Genomic DNA, 18,735 nt, shown 5'->3' on the forward strand with positions numbered 1-18,735 from the left:
CGTATCTTTTTATGTCTTCTCCGCTAGTATCTTCTTTTGAATTAGCACAATACACACAGCCCCATATGCAAAAGCAAACGCCAGGAAACTATTGATATCATCGAATAATGAAAACAGGTATGGCGCTATACCAGTAGAAATAATCATAACTGCTGATACCAATGCTCGAATGGCGCCCAGATGAGTGCTACCAAATACTTCGGCATAGAAAGAATTGACCACCGGTCCGTTGGCGGCAACCGTTGTTCCGGCCAGAATCATGAAGGCCAGCAGCCACCAGTCGCTTTGCCCATACCACAAACAGGCAACCCCCAGAATCAACGGCAATAGATACCAGCGTAGAAATTTACGTGGATGAGAAACATCAACCAGAGGACCTGTTATCAGTGCACCCACTACATGAATAACACCGTATGTGGCCAGGGTAATCGACAGCCACTCTATTTCCCAGCCTTTACTATCAACCAATAACGTCTGGTGGAAAAAGATACCGGTAATCAAAAATGCTGGCGCGATGATGGCAGGAAGAATAAACCAGAATCGCCAATCCGCCATGACTTGTTTACGAGACCAGTCTGTATTATTGGATACATCCTCAACACCCTTTGTGTCTCGTTCGATAGGTTTAAGTTTAGCCTTATGCAAACACCACATCATAAATGGAAACATCAGTAGACTACTGACCAGCGCATACAGGTGCCAGCTACTGGTATGCCCATAATTCAGTAAAAGATGCACTGCCATGATAGGTAGCACAATTTCACCGGCACCCATTCCCTGTAGAGCAAGACTAACCGCTTTACCCCGATGATTGGGGATGTAACGCATTAAAGTGGTCACAGCAATGTGAGTCATCAAACCTTGTCCGCATAAACGAATACCAAGGTATGCAATAAATAGCATCCACAGATTGGTGCTATTGGCAAAAATGATGCAAGCAATAACCAGACCGATTACCACAAAAGTAGTAAATTTTTTCACTGGAATGTCGTCAATTTTGGCGCCCACAAAAAACAAGGTAAAACCACTGATAAGTGTTGCCACTGAGTACACCAGACTCAAATTGTCCTTCTCTAACAAGAGGTTGGTGATTAAATCCTTATTAAAAAGCGAAATGAAAAATGTCTGCCCCAGGTTACCCAGGAACACACAGAGGAAACCAAATAGCAGCAAATACTTATTGGATTTAACAAACTGAAGGTAATTCATAGACACCGAACATAAGGTTCATGAGTGGTTGTGGATGCGTATTATAAAGATTGTAGAGCGAGAACTCTAACAGGCTACGCCAAGGCATAAAAAAAGGTACCAGAGGCACCTTTCTTTATTACTCTAAATTGATTATTTCAGCCAACCTTTGCTTTTACTGAAATTCGAAAACCACAATAAGAAGATGCCAACAATAGCTAATACTGCTGGCAGAATGGCCGCTTGAGTGCCCAGCAATGCAATGCTTTCACTCATGAACAGAATGTAGCTTGCCTGTACTAAAATAGCCAACAAGGAGATCAGGAAAAACAATTGCGAAACACTTTTTTTCAGCAACAAGAGTACGCTCGCCAAAGCCCCTGAAAAAACAGCAGTTGCAAATGCAGCCACAACCCAGGATGGCGTTGCATTATGAAGTTGCTGCATCGCTTCACTCATCTGCGAAAATTGCTCAGGAGTGATCAGCCGCATGCTGATGTATTGAAAAACTCCGACAAGGTTCCAGACTAAAGCCAGTATCGCGATAATCCAGTACCACATTGGTAACTTATTCATATGACTTCCCCCATTGATATTTCTATTGTTGTGTAAGCCTTTTGTTATACCCTACTCATAGCAGAATTCGCAAACGGTTATTCCTGCTGCACTTCTTTCAGACCCAGGGCAACCCATGATGACAGCAAACACATTATGGCCATCACAATCATTACCGCTCTTAATCCAAAGTATTCCGCAATAACACTGAATACAGCACCGGCCAATAACAAAATGCCAATAATTGTGTTAGATAAAGCAGTATATGCTGCTCTGTTTTCCGCATCAGCCATGTCCACCAGATGCGTTGAACGGCCCAATCGAACACCGTGATATGCAATCATCAGCAGAAACAACAATCCAGGCAAAACAGCCGAAATCTGTAGCCAGCCCTGCCAATCGAATCCTGCGGTTAACACCAGAGCCAATGCGGCAAACAGCCCAGAATAAATCAGGACCTTACGACTCGACCGATCAGATAAATGTCCCCATATGTAACTGCTTAATAAACTGGCCAATGCCGATGCCAATACCAATGGTCCTAGTCCGCTGAGCAGGTTGCTGAAACCGCTCTGTTGTAGACCACTTTGTTGCAAATCATTGCCGCTCTCACTGTTTCCACTTAATGCCACCATAAAGGGCGGAGCCAATGCTGTAGCAATCAGTAGTCCTCGAACAATGATAAAACGGATCAACTGCTTATCTTTTACCAACAACGAAAAGTTTTCTCGCGCGACAGTCAATGGGTTACCACCGCCTTCAGTGGCACCACTTTCTTCGGCAAGACTACTGAACATGACACTGGCAAAAATCCATAACGCACCGGCTACTAATAAACCAGCAAGGACCAGACTTTGCTTTTCTATTAAGCCGGAACTCAATAACAAGGCATAAGCGATTACTGCACCCGCGGCAATTGAAGCAGCTAGTCCGGTTGTGCGGCCACGCATCGACTTTGAAACAGTTTTACCTAATACATCTTTATAGGACACGGAGCAGACACTGCGCGCAATGGCCAGCACTGCTAATAACCCCAAGATTGCCCAGCCTGCCGTAGTCGCCTCCAAAAATATTGCACTCAGAGCCATGCCAACTGCGCAGGCTCCCTGCACGAAGCTGCCCGCAGCCCACGCCCATTTACGTTGTGGTAAACGACGCAGCGCACCAGCTGTAAACAGTTGCGGTAACAAAGCGCCCGCCTCACGAATCGGCACTAGCAGACCAATCATAAATGACGATGCGCCCAGCGCTGACAATAACCAACTTAAGATCAGCTTGGGATCAATCAGGCCATCGGCTATTTTGGTTGAAGTCAGAGAGATGATGTGAGTGACAACATTTTTAGGCTGATGGCGGCAAGCTGAATCTGGAATGTCTTTACAGACGCGACCATCGTCTTCTGAAGTGAGGGATTGATAAACCGCCTCCAGAGTGGAGGCGGTATCGGTTGAGTTGGATTGAGCTTTTGATGACTCAGTCATAAAACTCCTGTTGTTTATTTATTACTAAACCAGACTTAAGCCTGATTAATAAACTGGCGCAGTACGTAATGCAAAATACCGCCGTTTTTGTAGTATTCGAGTTCTACTCGTGAGTCGAGTCTTGATATGGCTTCAAACTTGATAACCTTGCCTGACTCGTCATTAGCGACGGCTTCTACCTGAACGGTTTGGCCAGTTTCGATACCTTTATCCAATCCAAGAATATTAAAGGTTTCATCGCCACGTAAGCCCAATGTCTCTGCATCTTCACCCGGCTTGAACTGCAACGGAAGAACACCCATGCCGACCAGGTTGCTGCGGTGAATACGCTCATAACTTTCAGCAATCACTGCTTTGATACCTAGTAAGGTTGTGCCTTTTGCCGCCCAGTCACGTGATGAACCACTACCGTATTCCTTACCTGCCAATACCACCAGCGGTGTATTGTCTTCCTGATACTTCATGGCAGCATCGAATACTGTCATGGTTTCTCCATTTGGAATGTAGCGTGTGTAACCACCCTCTTTATCTACCAACTGGTTTTTAATTCGGACGTTAGCGAAAGTACCACGCACCATTACCTCATCGTTACCACGACGTGAGCCGTAAGAGTTAAACAGTCGCTTTTCAACACCTTTATCCAGCAGGTACTGTCCTGCGGGAGATTTTTCTGAGAAGCCGCCAGCTGGTGAAATATGGTCCGTTGTAATTGAGTCACCTAACTTGAGCAACACTCGAGCGCCCTCAATATTTCCCGGAACATCAATCTCAGGTTTTAAGCCTTTAAAGAATGGTGCTTGTTTGATGTAAGTGGATTGATCATCCCACTGATAAACCTTGTCTTTGGAAACCTCAAGGTTTTTCCACTGCTCATTACCTTCAAAAATCTCGCCATAACTTTTGGCGTAATCAGCAGGCGATAGCACCTCGCTCATGACCTGTTGGATCTCTTCGTTACTTGGCCATAGATCTTTGAAATAAACCGGCTTGTCATCAACCGTATAAGTAACCGGCTCGCTATCGAAGTCAATATCAACCCGACCAGCCAGTGCATACATCACCACCAACATGGGCGACATCAGGAAGTTCATCTTAACGTCAGGGTGAACACGCGCTTCAAAGTTACGGTTACCCGAAAGAACTGATGCGACCACCATATCATTTTCTTTCACTGCCTTACCGATGGCATCAGGTAATGGGCCCGAGTTACCGATACAGGAGGTACAGCCATAGCCGACCAGGAAGAAATTAAGTGCTTCGAGATCATCCAGCAAGCCTGAGTGCTCAAGATAATCGGTTACTACTTTGGAGCCTGGTGCCAATGAAGTCTTAACCCACGGCTTTACTTTTAATCCCATATCATTGGCTTTTTTAGCCACCAGGCCAGCACCTAGCATTACGCTTGGATTGGAGGTATTGGTACAGGAAGTAATCGCAGCAATGGCGATCGAGCCGTCATGTAGCTGAAAGTCCTCTCCTTGAACCTCAACAGTTTTAATAAAGCCTTTGTCATTATCCGCTTTAGAACGATCTTCTAATAACTGATATTTACGACCATAATTCAGTTCCATCAATGATTTAAACTGAGCTTTTAAGTTGGTAACTTCGATTTTATCCTGTGGACGTTTTGGACCAGACACAGTCGGAACCACAGAGCTTAAATCCAGCTCAACCACACTGCTATATCGAATCTGGTCTTCGTCAGCACGCCATAGCATATTATTTTTGCAATAGGTTTCGACACGGTTAATCACAGCTTCATCACGATTGGTATCACGCATGTAATCCAAGGTGCGGTCATCAATCGGGAAGTAAGTCACCGTACAACCAAACTCAGGCGACATATTGGAAATCGTTGCCCGGTCGGTTACCGTCAGGTTATCCAGACCATCGCCAAACACTTCTACGAATTTACCAACGACACCATGCTTACGTAGTAATTCCGTAATCGTCAGAACCAGGTCCGTCGCGGTCGTGCCTAGCGGCAAGTTACCGGTAAGTTTTAAGCCCACAACTTCAGGCATGATGAAATAAATTGGTTGGCCCAGAATTGCAGCTTCCGCTTCAATACCGCCAACACCCCAGGCAACAACACCAATACCGTTGACCATTGGTGTATGTGAGTCGGTACCGACTAAAGTATCAGGAAATAATGCTCCATCTCTTTCCACAATGCCCTGCGCCAGATACTCAAGATTGACCTGGTGACAAATACCCATGCCTGGTGGCACCACCGTGAAATTGTTAAAGGCAGTCTGCGCCCACTTCAGGAACTGATATCGCTCACGATTACGCTCGTATTCCATGTTGATGTTTTGCTCAAGCGAATCCTTGCTACCGAAATAGTCAACCTGCACCGAATGGTCAATTACCAGATCGACAGGAATCAGAGGATTAATCTTTTTGGCATCAACTCCATGACGGCTGGCTTCCTGACGCACCGATGCCAGATCGACAATCGCAGGTACACCGGTGAAATCCTGCATCAAAACGCGCGCAGGTTTATAAGGTACTTCTTCCTGCTTAGGAATCGGTTCCCAATTTAATAAAGTATCAATATGCTCATCGGTAACGCCCAGACCATCGCGATTGCGTAGAGCGTTCTCTAAAAGAATTCGAATCGAAAAAGGAAGCTTTTTAATGCCATGACCTTTCTGGTCTAAAGCAGCCAAACTCCATATATCAAAGCTCTTTCCACCTACTTTGAGTTGCTGCTTACAATCTTGCGCTAAGTTGCTCATTCTTGTCTCCCTATCCAGTAACTAATTGTTAAATCAGACAGTTATATGCATATCACTATAGCGCAAACCCGCCCCTGAATGGAAATAAACCCTTGTAAATTGTGTGCTTATTAGTGTTTTATTCTAGACAAAATGTATCTGATATAGGCTGAGCGAAAACTAGCCTGAAACAAAGATTCTGGTATCATATGCGCTTTGAATTCTCACTGTCCGATACCTGAATCGCCGACAGGGCAAACTCTTAAATAGGATCTCCTGGAATGAAGCTCGCAAACACAGTTTTAGCGGTTAACAATGACCTTCCAATACGCACCCATCAGCCGGTTCACAGCGGTAAAGTAAGGTCAGTGTATTGGCTAACCGAAGAGGACAGCAAACGCCTGATTCAGGAGCGAGGTTATAATGTTCCAGCTGACACACCGTTGGCCATCATGGTCATCAGCGACCGCATTTCTGCATTCGATGCCATCTGGCACGGTGAGGATGGTCTTAACGGTGTTCCGGGCAAAGGCGCAGCTTTAAACGCCATCTCAAACCATTGGTTTAAGCTATTCAAAGAAAACAACCTTGCCGATAGTCACATCCTGGAAATCCCACATCCTTTTGTCTGGATTGTACAGAAAGCCAGCGCTGTAAAAATTGAAGCCATTGCCCGTCAATATATCACTGGCTCTATGTGGCGTGCTTACGAAAAAGGCGAGCGCGAATTTTGTGGTATTCAGCTTCCAGATGGCCTTGAGAAAAATCAGAAGTTGAACGAGCTGTTAATTACTCCTTCGACCAAAGGCATTCTTAAAGGCATTCCAGGTGTACCCGAAGCGGATGATGTCAATGTCACTCGCCAAAACATTGAAGACAATTATCAGTCCTTCAATTTCCGCAGCAAAGAAGACATTGCTCTGTATGAAAAATTATTGAAAGAAGGTTTCGACGTTATCAGTCGTGAACTCGAAAAGCTGGACCAGATATTTATCGACACCAAATTTGAATTTGGATATGTCACTGATAAAGATGGCAACGAAAAACTGATCTACATGGACGAAGTTGGCACACCCGATTCTTCACGTATCTGGGACGGCAAAGCATTCCGCGAAGAAGGTAAAGTCGTCGAAAATTCCAAAGAAGGCTTCCGCCAATTCTTGTTAAATCATTTCGAAGACCCGGATATCCTGCTCAACAAAGATCGCATGGACGAACGTCAGGCACTAGCCCGCGACAACGACCTACCCGTTGAAGCCTTAATGGATATATCTAAAACTTATATTGGTATCGCTGAAAAAATTACCGGCAATAAAATTGAATTGTCGGATAATCCCAAAGCAGAGATTATCAAGATTCTAAAAGACGAGTATAAGCTGGTAGATTAGTTAGGCTTAAAAGTAGATAAGTTAAAGGCGGGGCATCCCGCCTTATTTTATTTAAAGTCACTGGATCCCGCGGTCAAGCCGCGGGATGACGTGCGGTGAGAGTCTGTAAAATTTCTTAGCCAACCATAAGTTAACTTAGCGAAAATTAATCTTTTGTTTAACTATCTTAAAATCAAAAGTTTCGGTCATCCCGCGGCTTGACCGCGGGATCCAGAAAATCAAATGATTTCATCATATAAATCCTTCCACTCAGGATTCATACCTTCAATCAAATCCAGTTTCCACTTTCTTTTCCATTCTTTTAACCGCTTTTCCCTTTGAATCGCAGAATAAGAGCTTTCATGTTGTTCATAATAAACTAATTGGTGAACTTCGTACTTTTTGGTAAATCCTTCTACGGCATTATTCTTGTGCTCCCAGACTCTTTTTACCAAATTTGAGGTGATACCAATGTATAAAGTACCGTTCTTTTTACTTGCCATTACATAAACGTAGAACTGCTTGTCCATTGAAAACTTCTATACTCCTTTATAAATGAAACTCTGGATCCCCGCGGTAAGTGCCAGAAGGAAATGCCCGTGGTGTGACCTAAGGAAGTACCTTTAGGTATCGCTAGATGACGGATCAAAAGTTAAAGTACTTAAAACTTCTCCCGCCTTCCCTGCTATCTGATAATCCACTACCGAACTGTTTGTGGGTTCGGGATTTATTTCAATAACTGTTGCGCCCTGGCTTTTAGCTAATGCAGCAAGACCAGCTGCGGGATATACCTGACTGGATGTTCCAACGGATAAAAATAGGTCACAGGAATAGGCAGCGCTTTCTGCTTCACGCCAGGCTTGTTCGGGAAGTGCTTCACCAAACCATACCACGGAAGGTCGCACCTGGCCGCCACAAGCTAAACACTGAGGAACACTTTCAATTCCCTCAACAGAGTCCTGATGGATTTGCCCGCACTGCAGGCAATGATTACGCCAGATATTGCCGTGTAATTCGGTGACAGGATCGGAGCCTGCTTTTTGGTGGAGACCATCAACATTTTGGGTAATTAAACTGACAACTTGTTTGCCGTTTTGATGTGATTCTTTTTGCCAGCGCGCTATGGCAAGATGAGCTGGATTAGGTTCTTTATCTTTATTGACGTCGCGACGCCATTGATACCATTGCCACACGGTTTGGGGATCTTTCAGGAAGCCATCAATACTGGCCAGCTGTTGTGGGTCATATTGGCTCCAGAGTCCTTTACCTTCTTTGGCATCACGGAAGGTGGCGATACCACTCTCCGCCGAGACGCCAGCGCCTGTTAATATACAGACGCGTCTGGCGTTCTTGATGCAGTCGATAACGTCCTGATCGATATGCATTGAGCTATTTCTTAACTAAAACAACTATTTGCTGTCAGGACGTGGATAGTTATCGGCCAATTCCTGATAAAGTAGGTGTCTAAAATCATCTTCCGATGAATCTAATTTGTCGAGTATTTCTACGAGCACTTCATTATCTTCGCGACCATGCCATTCTTTCATGTAGGTTCCTTCTTTATAGCCATGATCTTGACGGAAAAAGTTCAGCGTATTTTTACCCACGTAGCTTTTGAATAACTCTTCAAATGGCATCTCCATTTGCTGCATACAACCGGCAAAACTTGAACCATCAAAATGTTGATACATCACTGCTTGACCCGCCATAACTTCAAGCGTTTGCTTAAAGTCATCTTTTACGGTTGGTTCGAGCATTTCATTGGCCAGCTCTTCTGCAATGTCTTCGAAAGATGCTTCACCATCAATGCGCGAACTTAAACCAAAATGAAAAATATCCACCAACTCCATTTTGACCTGCTCGGCATCTGGCTTTTGATGTTTCCACCATTTCCAACCATAGTGCTCCAACATTTCAGCACACTCGATCCAGATGGCACGATACCATTCAAAGCCCTGCTCGAACCATTGCTCATGAACTTTCGAGTTCATTGCATTTTGCATTTCAAGCATCACTGCAATTTGTCTAATCATTGTATGTTTGTCTGGCATAATCTTTCCCCTGAGTATTCCTGTATTTTTTACCAATTTTTATGGCGTTTAATTAATTCATAGGCCGCTTTTATTTCCTGCGTCTTTTCGGTTGCCATTTTAATCATCTGTTCTGGCAACCCTTTCGCTACCAGTTTATCAGGATGATGCTGTGACATCAGCCGACGGTAAGCCCTTTTTACAGTTTGCTGATCATCACCCGATTTAACGCCTAATACCTGATAAGCCTGCTCTACGCTAGGTCCACTTGCCGGCTGATAGCCTGGGCCACCATGCTCACCACCCTGCTGTCTCGAATGTTGATAGAAACGTTGCTGGGCCTGAACCATTTTAATCAACTGATCGATCATAAAGGCGGGGAAGCCAAGGGACTTGCCGACTTCATGCAACACGGTTCTTTCCTGCTGATGCACAATGCCATCGGCCATCGCCATGCTGATCTGTACTTCCATGAACATCTGCATCAAATTGCGACGTCTATGACATTCACGTTTAAACTGCTCAAGCACGCCATGCAGATCGAAATCTCGTTCTTTACCCTGGCTAAATAAATCAATCGCCAGTTTACGGGCCGTTTGATCGAGACCCATACGGCGCATGACCTCTTCAGCATGACGTATTTCATTTTCGGTAACGCGACCATCGGCTTTGGCTATATGGCCCATCACTGAAAATGTCGCGGTAAAAAATGTAGCCTGCACACGCTCCTGCGAACCTGGCTCTAAGCCATCATCATTTTTCTTATCAATTTGATGGCCTACAACACCACCCAGAATGGCACCAATCGGCCCCCCGAGGGAAAACCCAATGACGCCACCTAAAACTTTTCCAAACCAGCTCATGTTTATTTATCGTTCTCTAAATTTAGTTTATAAGTCAAATTCAATGGTTTTCACTTTTCGCTGAAAACTTTCGTTCAATTTTTTTAGACGCTCCGGTGTACCGATATCGTGCCAGTGACCTTCATACAAATCATAGGTTACTTCCTCTTTCTCCATTAGTTCTCGTAACAATGGTCCTAATGGGATGGCTTCATCCTGTGGTAATTCTTTAAAGATATGCGGGTGGTAGACACCAATTCCTGAGAAGGTCAGTTTAGGCTCCCCTTCGGACTTAACCTTACCACCTTCTGTCACACAGAAGTCGCCTTCTGGATGATGCTCAGGATTCGGCACTAATACGATATGGGCACTGTTTTCTGGGGCCTTTGCTATTCTGGTGTAGTCCATATCAGTCCAGACATCGCCATTAATAACCATAAAAGGTTGGTCTTCGAAAAAATCCAGAGCTTTGCGGATACCACCAGCGGTTTCCAACGCTTGTTCTTCAGGAGAAAAAGTCAGATTGACGCCCCAGTAGGCACCATCGCCAAGATACTCAGGAATAAGCTCACCGAGCCATGAGGTATTGATGATTATGTCGCGTATTCCGGCTTCTTTGAGCGCCTCAATATGCCATTCAATCAATGCCTTCCCATTCACTTTCAACAAAGGTTTAGGACGCTCATCGGTCAGTGGACGCATTCTCTCGCCACGTCCTGCGGCCAGAATCATGGCTTTCATATACCCACTCCCAACGCATCTTCTTCAATGCGTTTGCGATAAAGCGGCATAATAGTTTCCGATAACCATTGATGGAAATTGGCCATTTGAGGATAGTTTTCAGCTTGCTGAAGTATATAGTTGAGGGTTAAGGGGATATCTTTCAAGTAACCCGACTTGCCGTCCCGGAAATTCAATCGAGAAAAGATTCCGGCTACCTTGATGTGACGTTGCAGGCCCATCCAGTCAAACCATTGCATAAAAGTCTGCTTTTCCAGTGATAGCGGTGATTGCTCAATAAAATATTCGACCCACTCCAGAACCTTGTCCTTCGGCCACTGAATATAGCAGTCACGCAGTAAAGAAAGTAAATCATAAGTTACTGGGCCGTAAACGGCATCCTGAAAATCAATAATTCCGGGTGGCTGGCCTTCGACGTACATAATATTGCGTGAATGATAGTCGCGATGCACAAAAACCTGTGGCTGCTCTAGTGCGCTTTTCGTCAGTTTGGCAAACGTATCATCGAGTAGTTTATGCTCCTGCTCTGACAATCGGTAATTAAGATAGCGCCCCAGGAACCATTCTCGAAACAGCTCCATCTCAGTATTCAACAAGGCACTGTCATAAGCGGGTAGCGAGTCTGCGTCGTCTATGCTCTGCATGCTAATCAAACTATCAATCGCATCTTTGTAAAGAACATCAGCGCTCAATGCTGAACCAGTAGGATTTTGCAAAAGGGGTAAATATAGCTGGTCACCAAGATCGGAAAGCAGCATAAAGCCATCGCCCAAGTCATAATCAATGACCTCTGGTGCATTGACCACTTTGAGCATGTTTGCCACTTTTATGAATTGCTCTGAATTTTCGTGTTCAGGCGGGGCGTCAACGCAAATCCAGCTGGCATCATCACTTTGCCAGCGAAAATAGCGACGAAAACTGGCATCACCCGACACCATGCTCCATTGCAATGGTCCAACATGAGGATTTAAATGACGAATTTTGGCGTAGGCCCAGAGTTTAAGTGCTTCTTGTCGGCTATCTTTTTCCATTATACGTTTTCATTTATGCAAATAAGCGTTTATCATTGTGCCATTCTATCACTTGGTCACTTTCCGCGCTCTGATACCTAGGAAACAAAGCGATGGTGGCGCGTAGCGGAAGGTAAAATAACGGATACATGGTAAGCAAGAAAACTCCTTGGGTACACCCTTTTTTAGCGACAGGCTTCCTATTTGCCGCATCTAGCATGCCGGCAATTGTTTCTGCAGCTGAAAATCAGTCAAGCACCCCCGAAGCAACTCCGTCTACATCAATTACCGAGTCACAGAACGAATCGAACGAGAATAACGACTCTGTCAGTAAAGACGTTGGCTTTAAGTTTCCGGAGTTTTACACCTGCCCTAGCCAGCCGATGGAGCCTATTCGCTATCAGGCAATTCAAAGTAAAGAAAAAGGACCAATCAGAGTTTATTCCGATCAGGCTATACGCGAAGGTGATACAGCCCATTTGACCGGTAATGTAGTGGTTTCTCAGGATGGCCAGCAGCTGACAGCTAATAGCCTGACGGCCGATAACCTGACTCAAAGCTATAAAGCTGAAGGCGACTTGCTATTTACCAATCAGAATTTTGTGGTGGGTGCAGACTATCTGACTTACCAGGCAGCAGAGGGCAGTACCGAAATCAGTAACACACGGTTTCACCTCTACAGTAATAATGGTAATGGTTCAGCGGAGACCATCACCATTGATAACAATCAACTGCTGACCCTATCTAATTCAGAATTTTCGACCTGCCCGACCAATCAACGCAGCTGGGCCTTTGAGTCCGATGAAATTGTGATTGATCGAGAAAGCGGCTGGGGGAAGGCCTACAATAGCGTTGTAAAAGTCGCCGATGTGCCAGTCTTCTGGTTGCCTTATATTACTTTCCCAATTGATGACCGTCGCAAAAGCGGCATTCTTCCACCCTCCTTCAGCAACTCAGATCGCAATGGACGTGACGTCAGTGTGCCTTATTACTTTAATCTGGCCCCAAATTATGACCTGACCCTCACTCCTCGCTACATGACGTCGCGCGGTTCCATGCTGGGCACAGAATTTCGTTATTTAACTGAAGCCAGCAAAGGTGAACTGTTTTTTGAAGCTCTCCCCAATGACAAAGATCCAGATGCACTGGGTGACAAACGCTGGCAGTATGATGTTAAGCATTTGACGGATATTGGTGACGACTGGACGACCGGCATTAACGCACGCAAGGTCAGTGATGATGGCTATTATCAGGACTTTGGTGGCAGTCTTGAAAACAGCAATCAGGATATTCTGTCGCAAAATCTCTATATTCAGCACCGTAGCAAAGACTGGTTCTTCCGAACCGAGTACAAAGACTGGCAACTGCTGAATAGCCCGGTAGAACGTTATACCATTGCACCTCGGATGCAGATGACACGTTTTTTCGAGCCGGATGAAAATGGCTTTCATGCCAATATCCAAACTGAGCTGACCCGTTTCGACAAAGATAACGCCGTTACGGCCAATCGTTATCATCTGGAACCCAACATCGGTTGGAGCCATGAAACGCTTTACAGCTTCTTCCGCCCGCAGCTTAAATATTCGGTAACTCATTATCAGCAGGAAGATCTGACTGGCAATGTTGAGCATCTAACACGAACTTTGCCCACAGCATCGCTGGACACAGGCCTTTATTTTGAGCGATTTATAGATGGCGACGACGAGCGTTATACTCATACTCTGGAGCCACGACTCTTTTATCTATACACGCCGTATGAAGAACAGAGTGAGATTGGGATTTATGATACCAGCTTACCAACGTTCAACTTTACACAGCTGTTCAGTAGCAATCGTTTCAGCGGGATTGACCGCATAGGTGACGCCAATCAGCTCAGTGGCGCTCTGACCAGCCGCATACTCGACTCACAGGGCCGTGAAAAAGTCTCCATGTCGCTTGGACGTATTGTTTACCTCGCTGACCGTCAGGTTCAACTGGTTGATACCGTTGGGCGTGAAACAGATAAGCAATCAGGGCTGCTGGCAGAGGTTAACTGGCGATGGACAGACTCTATCGAATTTAAATCGGTTATTGAATGGGATGATCAGACCAATAATACGACGCACGGGCTGGTCAACATGCACTATGAGCCACAACCCAATCATATTATCAATTTGGGCCATCGCTATCGTGAGCGACTCGATAGGAAGCAGGAAGAGGCAGAGCTGGCTTTTGCATGGCCGATCAAAGATAATTGGCGACTTTTAGGCCGTTATAATCAGGATTTAATTGAAAATCGAACCAATGACTCCTTTCTTGGTCTAGAGTATGAGTCATGCTGTTGGGCTGTGCGTTTAGTGGCACGTCGTTATTTGAATATCCAGCTCGACAGTGAAGGGTTTATCTTGCCGGGGCAAGAAGATGAACACAACTCCGGTGTCTTTTTACAGTTTGTCTTAAAAGGGATTGGTAGTCTGCGAGGCAGCACTACAGAGTTTTTAGAAGACAGCATTTACGGTTACGAAGATTTATTAGGCAAATAATCTATGATTTTAAAAAAAGCATTAGTTGGTTTTACTTTATGCCTTGCAGCATTTTCACTTCAGGCAGAAGTTATTGATAAAGTTATTGCGCATGTGGATGAGGACGTCATCCTTCAGAGTGAACTCGATCGCAAAGTGATTCAAGCCAAACAGCAAATCCGTTCTCGTGGTGGTCAATTACCGCCAGAAGATGTGCTTAGAAAGGAATTGCTTGAACAGCTGATTATTCAGAGCCTGCAATATCAGATGGCTCGCCGCTCTGGTATGCAAATCCAGCCTGCAGAATTACAACAGTACGCCAGTCAGGTAGCAAAAAACAGCGGCATGTCACTTGATGAATTCCGTCTAAGCCTTGCCCAACAAGGTATTTCTTACGAATTGTTTCTTGATGATCTACGTAAAGAAATTTTAACTGGTCAGTTACGAGATGCGTTTGTTGCTCGTCGCATTAAAATCAGTGACAAAGAAATTGATTCACTGATTCAATCAATGAATGCCCAGAATCAGGTGGAATATAACCTTGGACATATCCTGATCGCAGTGCCTGAAAACGCAGACGTGCAAACTGAAAGCCAAGCGAAACAAAAAGCATTGTCAGTTATCAAAGAGCTTAAAGCCGGTGCTGATTTTGCTGAGACAGCTAAAGCAGTTTCTAGTAGCCCAGATGCGGCTGAGGGCGGTGATTTTGGCTGGCGCACCGAAAGCACCATGCCAACTTTGTTCGCCAATGTTGTTAGCTTTCTTCGCAAAGGTGAAGTGTCTCAGCCAGTTCGCAGCCCATCGGGTTTCCATATTCTTAAAATCAAGGATAAACGTGGCGAGCAGCAGCACTTGGTTCAGCAAACCAATGCGCGCCATATCCTGATCCGTCCCGATGCAATCACTACTGAAGCTGACGCCAAGCAACAACTTGCCAATATTCGTCAACGTGTGCTTGCTGGAGATGCTGACTTTTCTGAAGAAGCCAAGAAACATTCTGATGACCCAGGTTCTGCCAAGCTAGGCGGTGACCTTGGCTGGAATAATCTGGGCGTCTATGATCCTGTTTTTGAGCAGACCCTGGCGAACCTTGAAGTTAATGAAATCAGTGAACCATTCCAGTCAAGTTTTGGCTGGCATATTGTTCAACTGTTAGGCCGTCGTACCGATGACCAGACCGATGCCATGAAACGTCAACAAGCAATGCGTATTCTGCAACAGCGTAAATTTGGTGAAGAAGTCGAAAACTGGATTCGTGAGTTACGTGACGAAGCTTACGTGAAGAAAATCGTGGAAGAAGACGCTTGATAAAACCTGCAAGAATTCTGATTACGGCAGGTGAGCCTGCCGGAATTGGACCCGAGATTGTTATCAAACTGGCGCAGCTAGAACATAGTGACCAACTTCTTGTTTGTGCCTCTCCTACACTTCTGAAAGAAACCGCACAGCAACTACAGCTTCCTCTGACCTTATCTGAATTTGACCCAGCGCAGGCGCCCTCAGCTCACCAGAAAGCACACCTCTGGGTGGTTCCCGTTGAGCTACAGGCTCCCGCAGTTGCTGGAAGCCTTAATCAGGCCAATTCGGCATACGTGATCAAAACATTAAAAATAGCCCACCAGTTAGCCTCTGAAAACAGGGTTGACGCCATTCTGACGGGCCCTGTACACAAGGGCATTATTAATCAGGCAGGCCTGAGTTTTACCGGGCACACAGAATTTTTTGCCGAAAAGAGTCAGGTCAGTAAAGTGGTCATGATGCTGGCAACCGAAGGACTGAGAGTGGCTCTAGCTACCACTCATTTACCGCTAAAAGCCGTTCCTGATGCCATCACACCACAACTGCTAAACCAGGTAATTCGGATTTTGATACAGGATCTACAAAGCAAGTTTGCTCTTGAACGACCTAAAATTCTGGTATGCGGACTCAATCCTCATGCAGGAGAAGATGGTCATCTGGGAAGTGAAGAAATCGAAACCATTATTCCTACCCTCGAGCGATTGAGAGCAGAGGTTAATGCAGAATTGATTGGCCCTGTGCCGGCCGATACTGCATTCCAGCCCAAATTTCTGCAACAGGTCGATACAGTCCTTGCGATGTACCACGATCAGGGGCTACCAACCCTAAAATATAAAGGCTTTGGTAAGGCTATCAATTTAACCCTTGGACTACCCTACATTCGCACATCGGTTGATCATGGCACCGGATTGGATATCGCCGGTAAGAACCTTGCTGATATCGGTAGCATGCAATATGCGCTACAATTCACCCAACAATTGATTCGTAACAGTAAATCGAACTAACCACATAAGTTACTAGCTCATGTCAAAATCTCGTATGGTCCAGGGTCATCAGGCCCGTAAACGCTTCGGTCAGAATTTCTTATCCGATAACCACTATATTCAACGTATTGTAGAGTCGGTTGCTGCCCAGGCAGATGACCGTCTGGTTGAAATTGGCCCGGGACTTGGAGCAATAACAGAGCACTTGGTGAATAAGGTTGCAGAGCTACACGTGGTAGAGCTGGATAGAGATCTCATTCCACGCCTGGAACAGAAATTTGCAGGCCGAGATAACTTCACTATCCACCATAGTGATGCCCTTAAGTTCGACTTCGGTAAGCTGGCGGGTAATGAACAGATCAGAGTTGTCGGTAACTTACCCTACAATATTTCGACCCCACTGATATTTCATCTGCTCAACCAGCGTCAAAGTATCAAAGACATGTACTTCATGCTGCAGAAGGAAGTGGTCGAGAGAATCTGTGCTCAACCGGGAACCAGCGCATATGGTCGTCTAAGTGTTATGACTCAATATTATTGCCAGGCAGACATGCTGTTTTTAGTCCCTCCCGGTGCTTTCCAGCCACCCCCAAAAGTTGAATCGGCAATTGTTCGCCTGCAGCCCTACAAGACACTTCCCAATCCAGTTAAGGATCAGAAGCTGCTGAATCAGATTGTGACGGCCGCATTTGGGCAGCGCCGTAAAACCTTACGTAACAGCCTGAAAAACTTCATTGATGAAGCAGGTCTGGAACAACTTGGTATTAAGCCTACCGAGCGAGCAGAGCAGCTATCATTGGCCCAGTTTGTTGATATCTGTCGAAAAGTTGAAGAAAATCAAGCGGATTAAGTGCTTGTTTGACCAACGATTTTGCCCCTTTACACTACTGGCTTCTTTAATTATCATGGAATTTCATGGAAATCACTCAAGGATATGGGTATGAAATCTAACACAGTATCGTATATGGAAGATGCACGTCGTTTTTGCCGCGTAACAGTTCACCTGCCTGTCGCAGTTCGTCAGCATGACTCGCAAGTGTTTTTAACCGAAAGCCTCGATATTTCAGAGGGCGGTGTATTAATCAAGAATAACCTTGGCGACAGAGTCAATTCAGGCGATGTAGTGAAAGTTCATATCGAAGGTATTCTTGGCGAAGATGAAAGCAAAATGATTTTGCATGCGATGCGCGTCGTACGTGTCGATGATGAAAAAATTGCCTTGGAATTTGTTTAATATCATCGCTTACTTAATCCCTTAAAGTACCTCTCCTCCCTGCTTCAATGCTAGCTTCTTGCTGACCGATGCTTTTTTTTTAAATCGGTACGGGCTATCATGCTCACATTAACCACAATCCCCCTGTAAAACCTCAATGCAAGATTATCAAAAACAATTTATTGAGCTGGCGCTTAGCAAGAATGTTCTTAAATTTGGTGAGTTCACTCTGAAAAGTGGTCGTAAAAGCCCCTATTTCTTTAACACCGGTTTATTTGACAGCGGCTATGACCTTGCCCAGCTAGGACGCTGCTACGCTCAAACCATCGTTGAAAATAAGATCGCATTTGATCTGCTATTTGGCCCTGCTTATAAAGGTATTCCGCTAGTCAGCAGCGCATCGGTAGCTCTATCCGAACACCATAATATCAACACGCCATACAGCTTTAACCGTAAAGAAAAGAAAGACCATGGTGAAGGTGGTAACATCGTAGGTAGCGCCTTGCATGGCAAGGTGTTGATTATTGATGATGTCATATCAGCTGGGACAGCTATTCGTGAATCAATTGATATCATAAAAAATAACGGTGCTGAGCCCTGTGGCGTTCTAATAGCACTGGATAGACAGGAGCGAGGTCAAGGTGAACTCTCAGCGGTCCAGGAGGTAGAGAGGGATTATGGCATCCCGGTTTACTCAATCATTAAGCTTGATGATCTGGTCAACTATCTGCAACAAAACACAGAATTTGGCGACTTCTATGATAAAGTGCTGGAATACCGTCAAACATACGGTGTTTCGTCTTAA

The 18,735-nt window shown here is 45.1% G+C and carries 17 protein-coding genes; 7 read left to right on the forward strand and 10 right to left on the reverse strand.

Translation table 11 applies throughout. The features are described from left to right. Positions 1-9 precede the first annotated feature (9 nt). From CW740_RS10255 to acnA, 4 genes are all read right to left on the reverse strand, one after another. The gene (locus tag CW740_RS10255) at positions 10-1,209 is read right to left on the reverse strand and encodes an MFS transporter (protein WP_106647409.1); all 1,200 of its coding nucleotides are present in this window, start codon (positions 1,207-1,209) and stop codon (positions 10-12) included. Positions 1,210-1,341: 132 nt separating this feature from the next. Further along, positions 1,342-1,764, reverse strand: coding sequence for a hypothetical protein (locus tag CW740_RS10260; protein WP_106647410.1), 423 nt, complete (start codon positions 1,762-1,764; stop codon positions 1,342-1,344). Between the two features lie 77 nt (positions 1,765-1,841). Then, a complete protein-coding gene (locus tag CW740_RS10265) occupies positions 1,842-3,224 on the reverse strand; it encodes an MFS transporter (RefSeq protein ID WP_106647411.1) in 1,383 nt (460 codons plus the stop codon). A 35-nt stretch (positions 3,225-3,259) separates the two neighbouring features. Further along, positions 3,260-5,965, reverse strand: a complete 2,706-nt coding sequence (acnA, locus tag CW740_RS10270; RefSeq protein WP_106647412.1) for an aconitate hydratase AcnA — start codon at positions 5,963-5,965, stop codon at positions 3,260-3,262. Positions 5,966-6,225: 260 nt separating this feature from the next. On the opposite strand from acnA, the gene CW740_RS10275 reads away from it, so the two are divergent. Next, positions 6,226-7,332, forward strand: coding sequence for a phosphoribosylaminoimidazolesuccinocarboxamide synthase (locus tag CW740_RS10275; RefSeq protein WP_106647413.1), 1,107 nt, complete (start codon positions 6,226-6,228; stop codon positions 7,330-7,332). 218 nt (positions 7,333-7,550) lie between these two features. Here CW740_RS10275 and CW740_RS10280 read toward each other — a convergent pair whose 3' ends face one another. The 6 genes from CW740_RS10280 to CW740_RS10305 form a co-directional block, all read right to left on the reverse strand. After that, positions 7,551-7,841 (reverse strand): GIY-YIG nuclease family protein, encoded by a 291-nt coding sequence (locus tag CW740_RS10280; protein WP_106647414.1) that lies wholly within the window; start codon positions 7,839-7,841, stop codon positions 7,551-7,553. Between the two features lie 93 nt (positions 7,842-7,934). Further along, positions 7,935-8,696, reverse strand: coding sequence for an SIR2 family NAD-dependent protein deacylase (locus tag CW740_RS10285; protein WP_106647415.1), 762 nt, complete (start codon positions 8,694-8,696; stop codon positions 7,935-7,937). Positions 8,697-8,720: 24 nt separating this feature from the next. Next, a complete protein-coding gene (locus tag CW740_RS10290; protein WP_106647416.1) occupies positions 8,721-9,362 on the reverse strand; it encodes a dUTP diphosphatase in 642 nt (213 codons plus the stop codon). Positions 9,363-9,391: 29 nt separating this feature from the next. After that, entirely contained in the window at positions 9,392-10,204 is an 813-nt protein-coding gene (gene djlA / locus CW740_RS10295; protein ID WP_106647417.1) for a co-chaperone DjlA, read from the reverse strand. A gap of 27 nt (positions 10,205-10,231) precedes the next feature. After that, positions 10,232-10,924, reverse strand: a complete 693-nt coding sequence (murU, locus tag CW740_RS10300; RefSeq protein WP_106647418.1) for an N-acetylmuramate alpha-1-phosphate uridylyltransferase MurU — start codon at positions 10,922-10,924, stop codon at positions 10,232-10,234. Then, positions 10,921-11,955 carry an aminoglycoside phosphotransferase family protein gene (locus CW740_RS10305; protein WP_106647419.1) on the reverse strand — a complete coding sequence of 345 codons (1,035 nt, stop codon included), beginning with the start codon at positions 11,953-11,955 and terminating at the stop codon, positions 10,921-10,923. Before CW740_RS10305 ends, murU begins: the two co-directional genes overlap by 4 nt. A 128-nt stretch (positions 11,956-12,083) precedes the next feature. On the opposite strand from CW740_RS10305, the gene CW740_RS10315 reads away from it, so the two are divergent. From CW740_RS10315 to pyrE, 6 genes are all read left to right on the forward strand, one after another. Beyond that, positions 12,084-14,456, forward strand: a complete 2,373-nt coding sequence (locus tag CW740_RS10315) for an LPS-assembly protein LptD (RefSeq protein WP_227523847.1) — start codon at positions 12,084-12,086, stop codon at positions 14,454-14,456. Between the two features lie 3 nt (positions 14,457-14,459). Beyond that, the gene (locus CW740_RS10320; protein ID WP_106647421.1) at positions 14,460-15,743 is read left to right on the forward strand and encodes a peptidylprolyl isomerase; all 1,284 of its coding nucleotides are present in this window, start codon (positions 14,460-14,462) and stop codon (positions 15,741-15,743) included. After that, on the forward strand, positions 15,743-16,738 hold the full coding sequence (pdxA, locus tag CW740_RS10325) for a 4-hydroxythreonine-4-phosphate dehydrogenase PdxA (RefSeq protein WP_188459707.1): 996 nt from the start codon (positions 15,743-15,745) through the stop codon (positions 16,736-16,738). Before CW740_RS10320 ends, pdxA begins: the two co-directional genes overlap by 1 nt. 19 nt (positions 16,739-16,757) lie before the next feature. Next, on the forward strand, positions 16,758-17,567 hold the full coding sequence (gene rsmA, locus CW740_RS10330) for a 16S rRNA (adenine(1518)-N(6)/adenine(1519)-N(6))-dimethyltransferase RsmA (protein WP_198555361.1): 810 nt from the start codon (positions 16,758-16,760) through the stop codon (positions 17,565-17,567). A 90-nt stretch (positions 17,568-17,657) separates the two neighbouring features. After that, on the forward strand, positions 17,658-17,951 hold the full coding sequence (locus tag CW740_RS10335) for a PilZ domain-containing protein (RefSeq protein WP_033413825.1): 294 nt from the start codon (positions 17,658-17,660) through the stop codon (positions 17,949-17,951). A gap of 136 nt (positions 17,952-18,087) precedes the next feature. Beyond that, positions 18,088-18,735: an orotate phosphoribosyltransferase gene (gene pyrE, locus CW740_RS10340; protein WP_106647423.1), complete on the forward strand. Its 648-nt coding sequence runs from the start codon at positions 18,088-18,090 to the stop codon at positions 18,733-18,735.

The organism is Kangiella profundi, from assembly GCF_002838765.1.
GTDB classification, from domain to species: domain Bacteria; phylum Pseudomonadota; class Gammaproteobacteria; order Enterobacterales; family Kangiellaceae; genus Kangiella; species Kangiella profundi.

Bases quoted from the DNA above. Each gene is read 5' to 3' on its own strand.
- rsmA (WP_198555361.1), top strand. From the start codon at position 16,758: ATGTCAAAATCTCGTATGGTCCAGGGTCATCAGGCCCGTAAACGCTTC.
- CW740_RS10265 (WP_106647411.1), bottom strand. From the start codon at position 3,224: ATGACTGAGTCATCAAAAGCTCAATCCAACTCAACCGATACCGCCTCC.
- CW740_RS10315 (WP_227523847.1), top strand. From the start codon at position 12,084: ATGGTAAGCAAGAAAACTCCTTGGGTACACCCTTTTTTAGCGACAGGC.
- CW740_RS10320 (WP_106647421.1), top strand. From the start codon at position 14,460: ATGATTTTAAAAAAAGCATTAGTTGGTTTTACTTTATGCCTTGCAGCA.
- acnA (WP_106647412.1), bottom strand. From the start codon at position 5,965: ATGAGCAACTTAGCGCAAGATTGTAAGCAGCAACTCAAAGTAGGTGGA.
- CW740_RS10275 (WP_106647413.1), top strand. From the start codon at position 6,226: ATGAAGCTCGCAAACACAGTTTTAGCGGTTAACAATGACCTTCCAATA.
- murU (WP_106647418.1), bottom strand. From the start codon at position 10,924: ATGAAAGCCATGATTCTGGCCGCAGGACGTGGCGAGAGAATGCGTCCA.
- CW740_RS10335 (WP_033413825.1), top strand. From the start codon at position 17,658: ATGAAATCTAACACAGTATCGTATATGGAAGATGCACGTCGTTTTTGC.
- djlA (WP_106647417.1), bottom strand. From the start codon at position 10,204: ATGAGCTGGTTTGGAAAAGTTTTAGGTGGCGTCATTGGGTTTTCCCTC.
- pyrE (WP_106647423.1), top strand. From the start codon at position 18,088: ATGCAAGATTATCAAAAACAATTTATTGAGCTGGCGCTTAGCAAGAAT.
- CW740_RS10260 (WP_106647410.1), bottom strand. From the start codon at position 1,764: ATGAATAAGTTACCAATGTGGTACTGGATTATCGCGATACTGGCTTTA.
- CW740_RS10280 (WP_106647414.1), bottom strand. From the start codon at position 7,841: ATGGACAAGCAGTTCTACGTTTATGTAATGGCAAGTAAAAAGAACGGT.
- CW740_RS10285 (WP_106647415.1), bottom strand. From the start codon at position 8,696: ATGCATATCGATCAGGACGTTATCGACTGCATCAAGAACGCCAGACGC.
- CW740_RS10255 (WP_106647409.1), bottom strand. From the start codon at position 1,209: ATGAATTACCTTCAGTTTGTTAAATCCAATAAGTATTTGCTGCTATTT.
- CW740_RS10290 (WP_106647416.1), bottom strand. From the start codon at position 9,362: ATGCCAGACAAACATACAATGATTAGACAAATTGCAGTGATGCTTGAA.
- CW740_RS10305 (WP_106647419.1), bottom strand. From the start codon at position 11,955: ATGGAAAAAGATAGCCGACAAGAAGCACTTAAACTCTGGGCCTACGCC.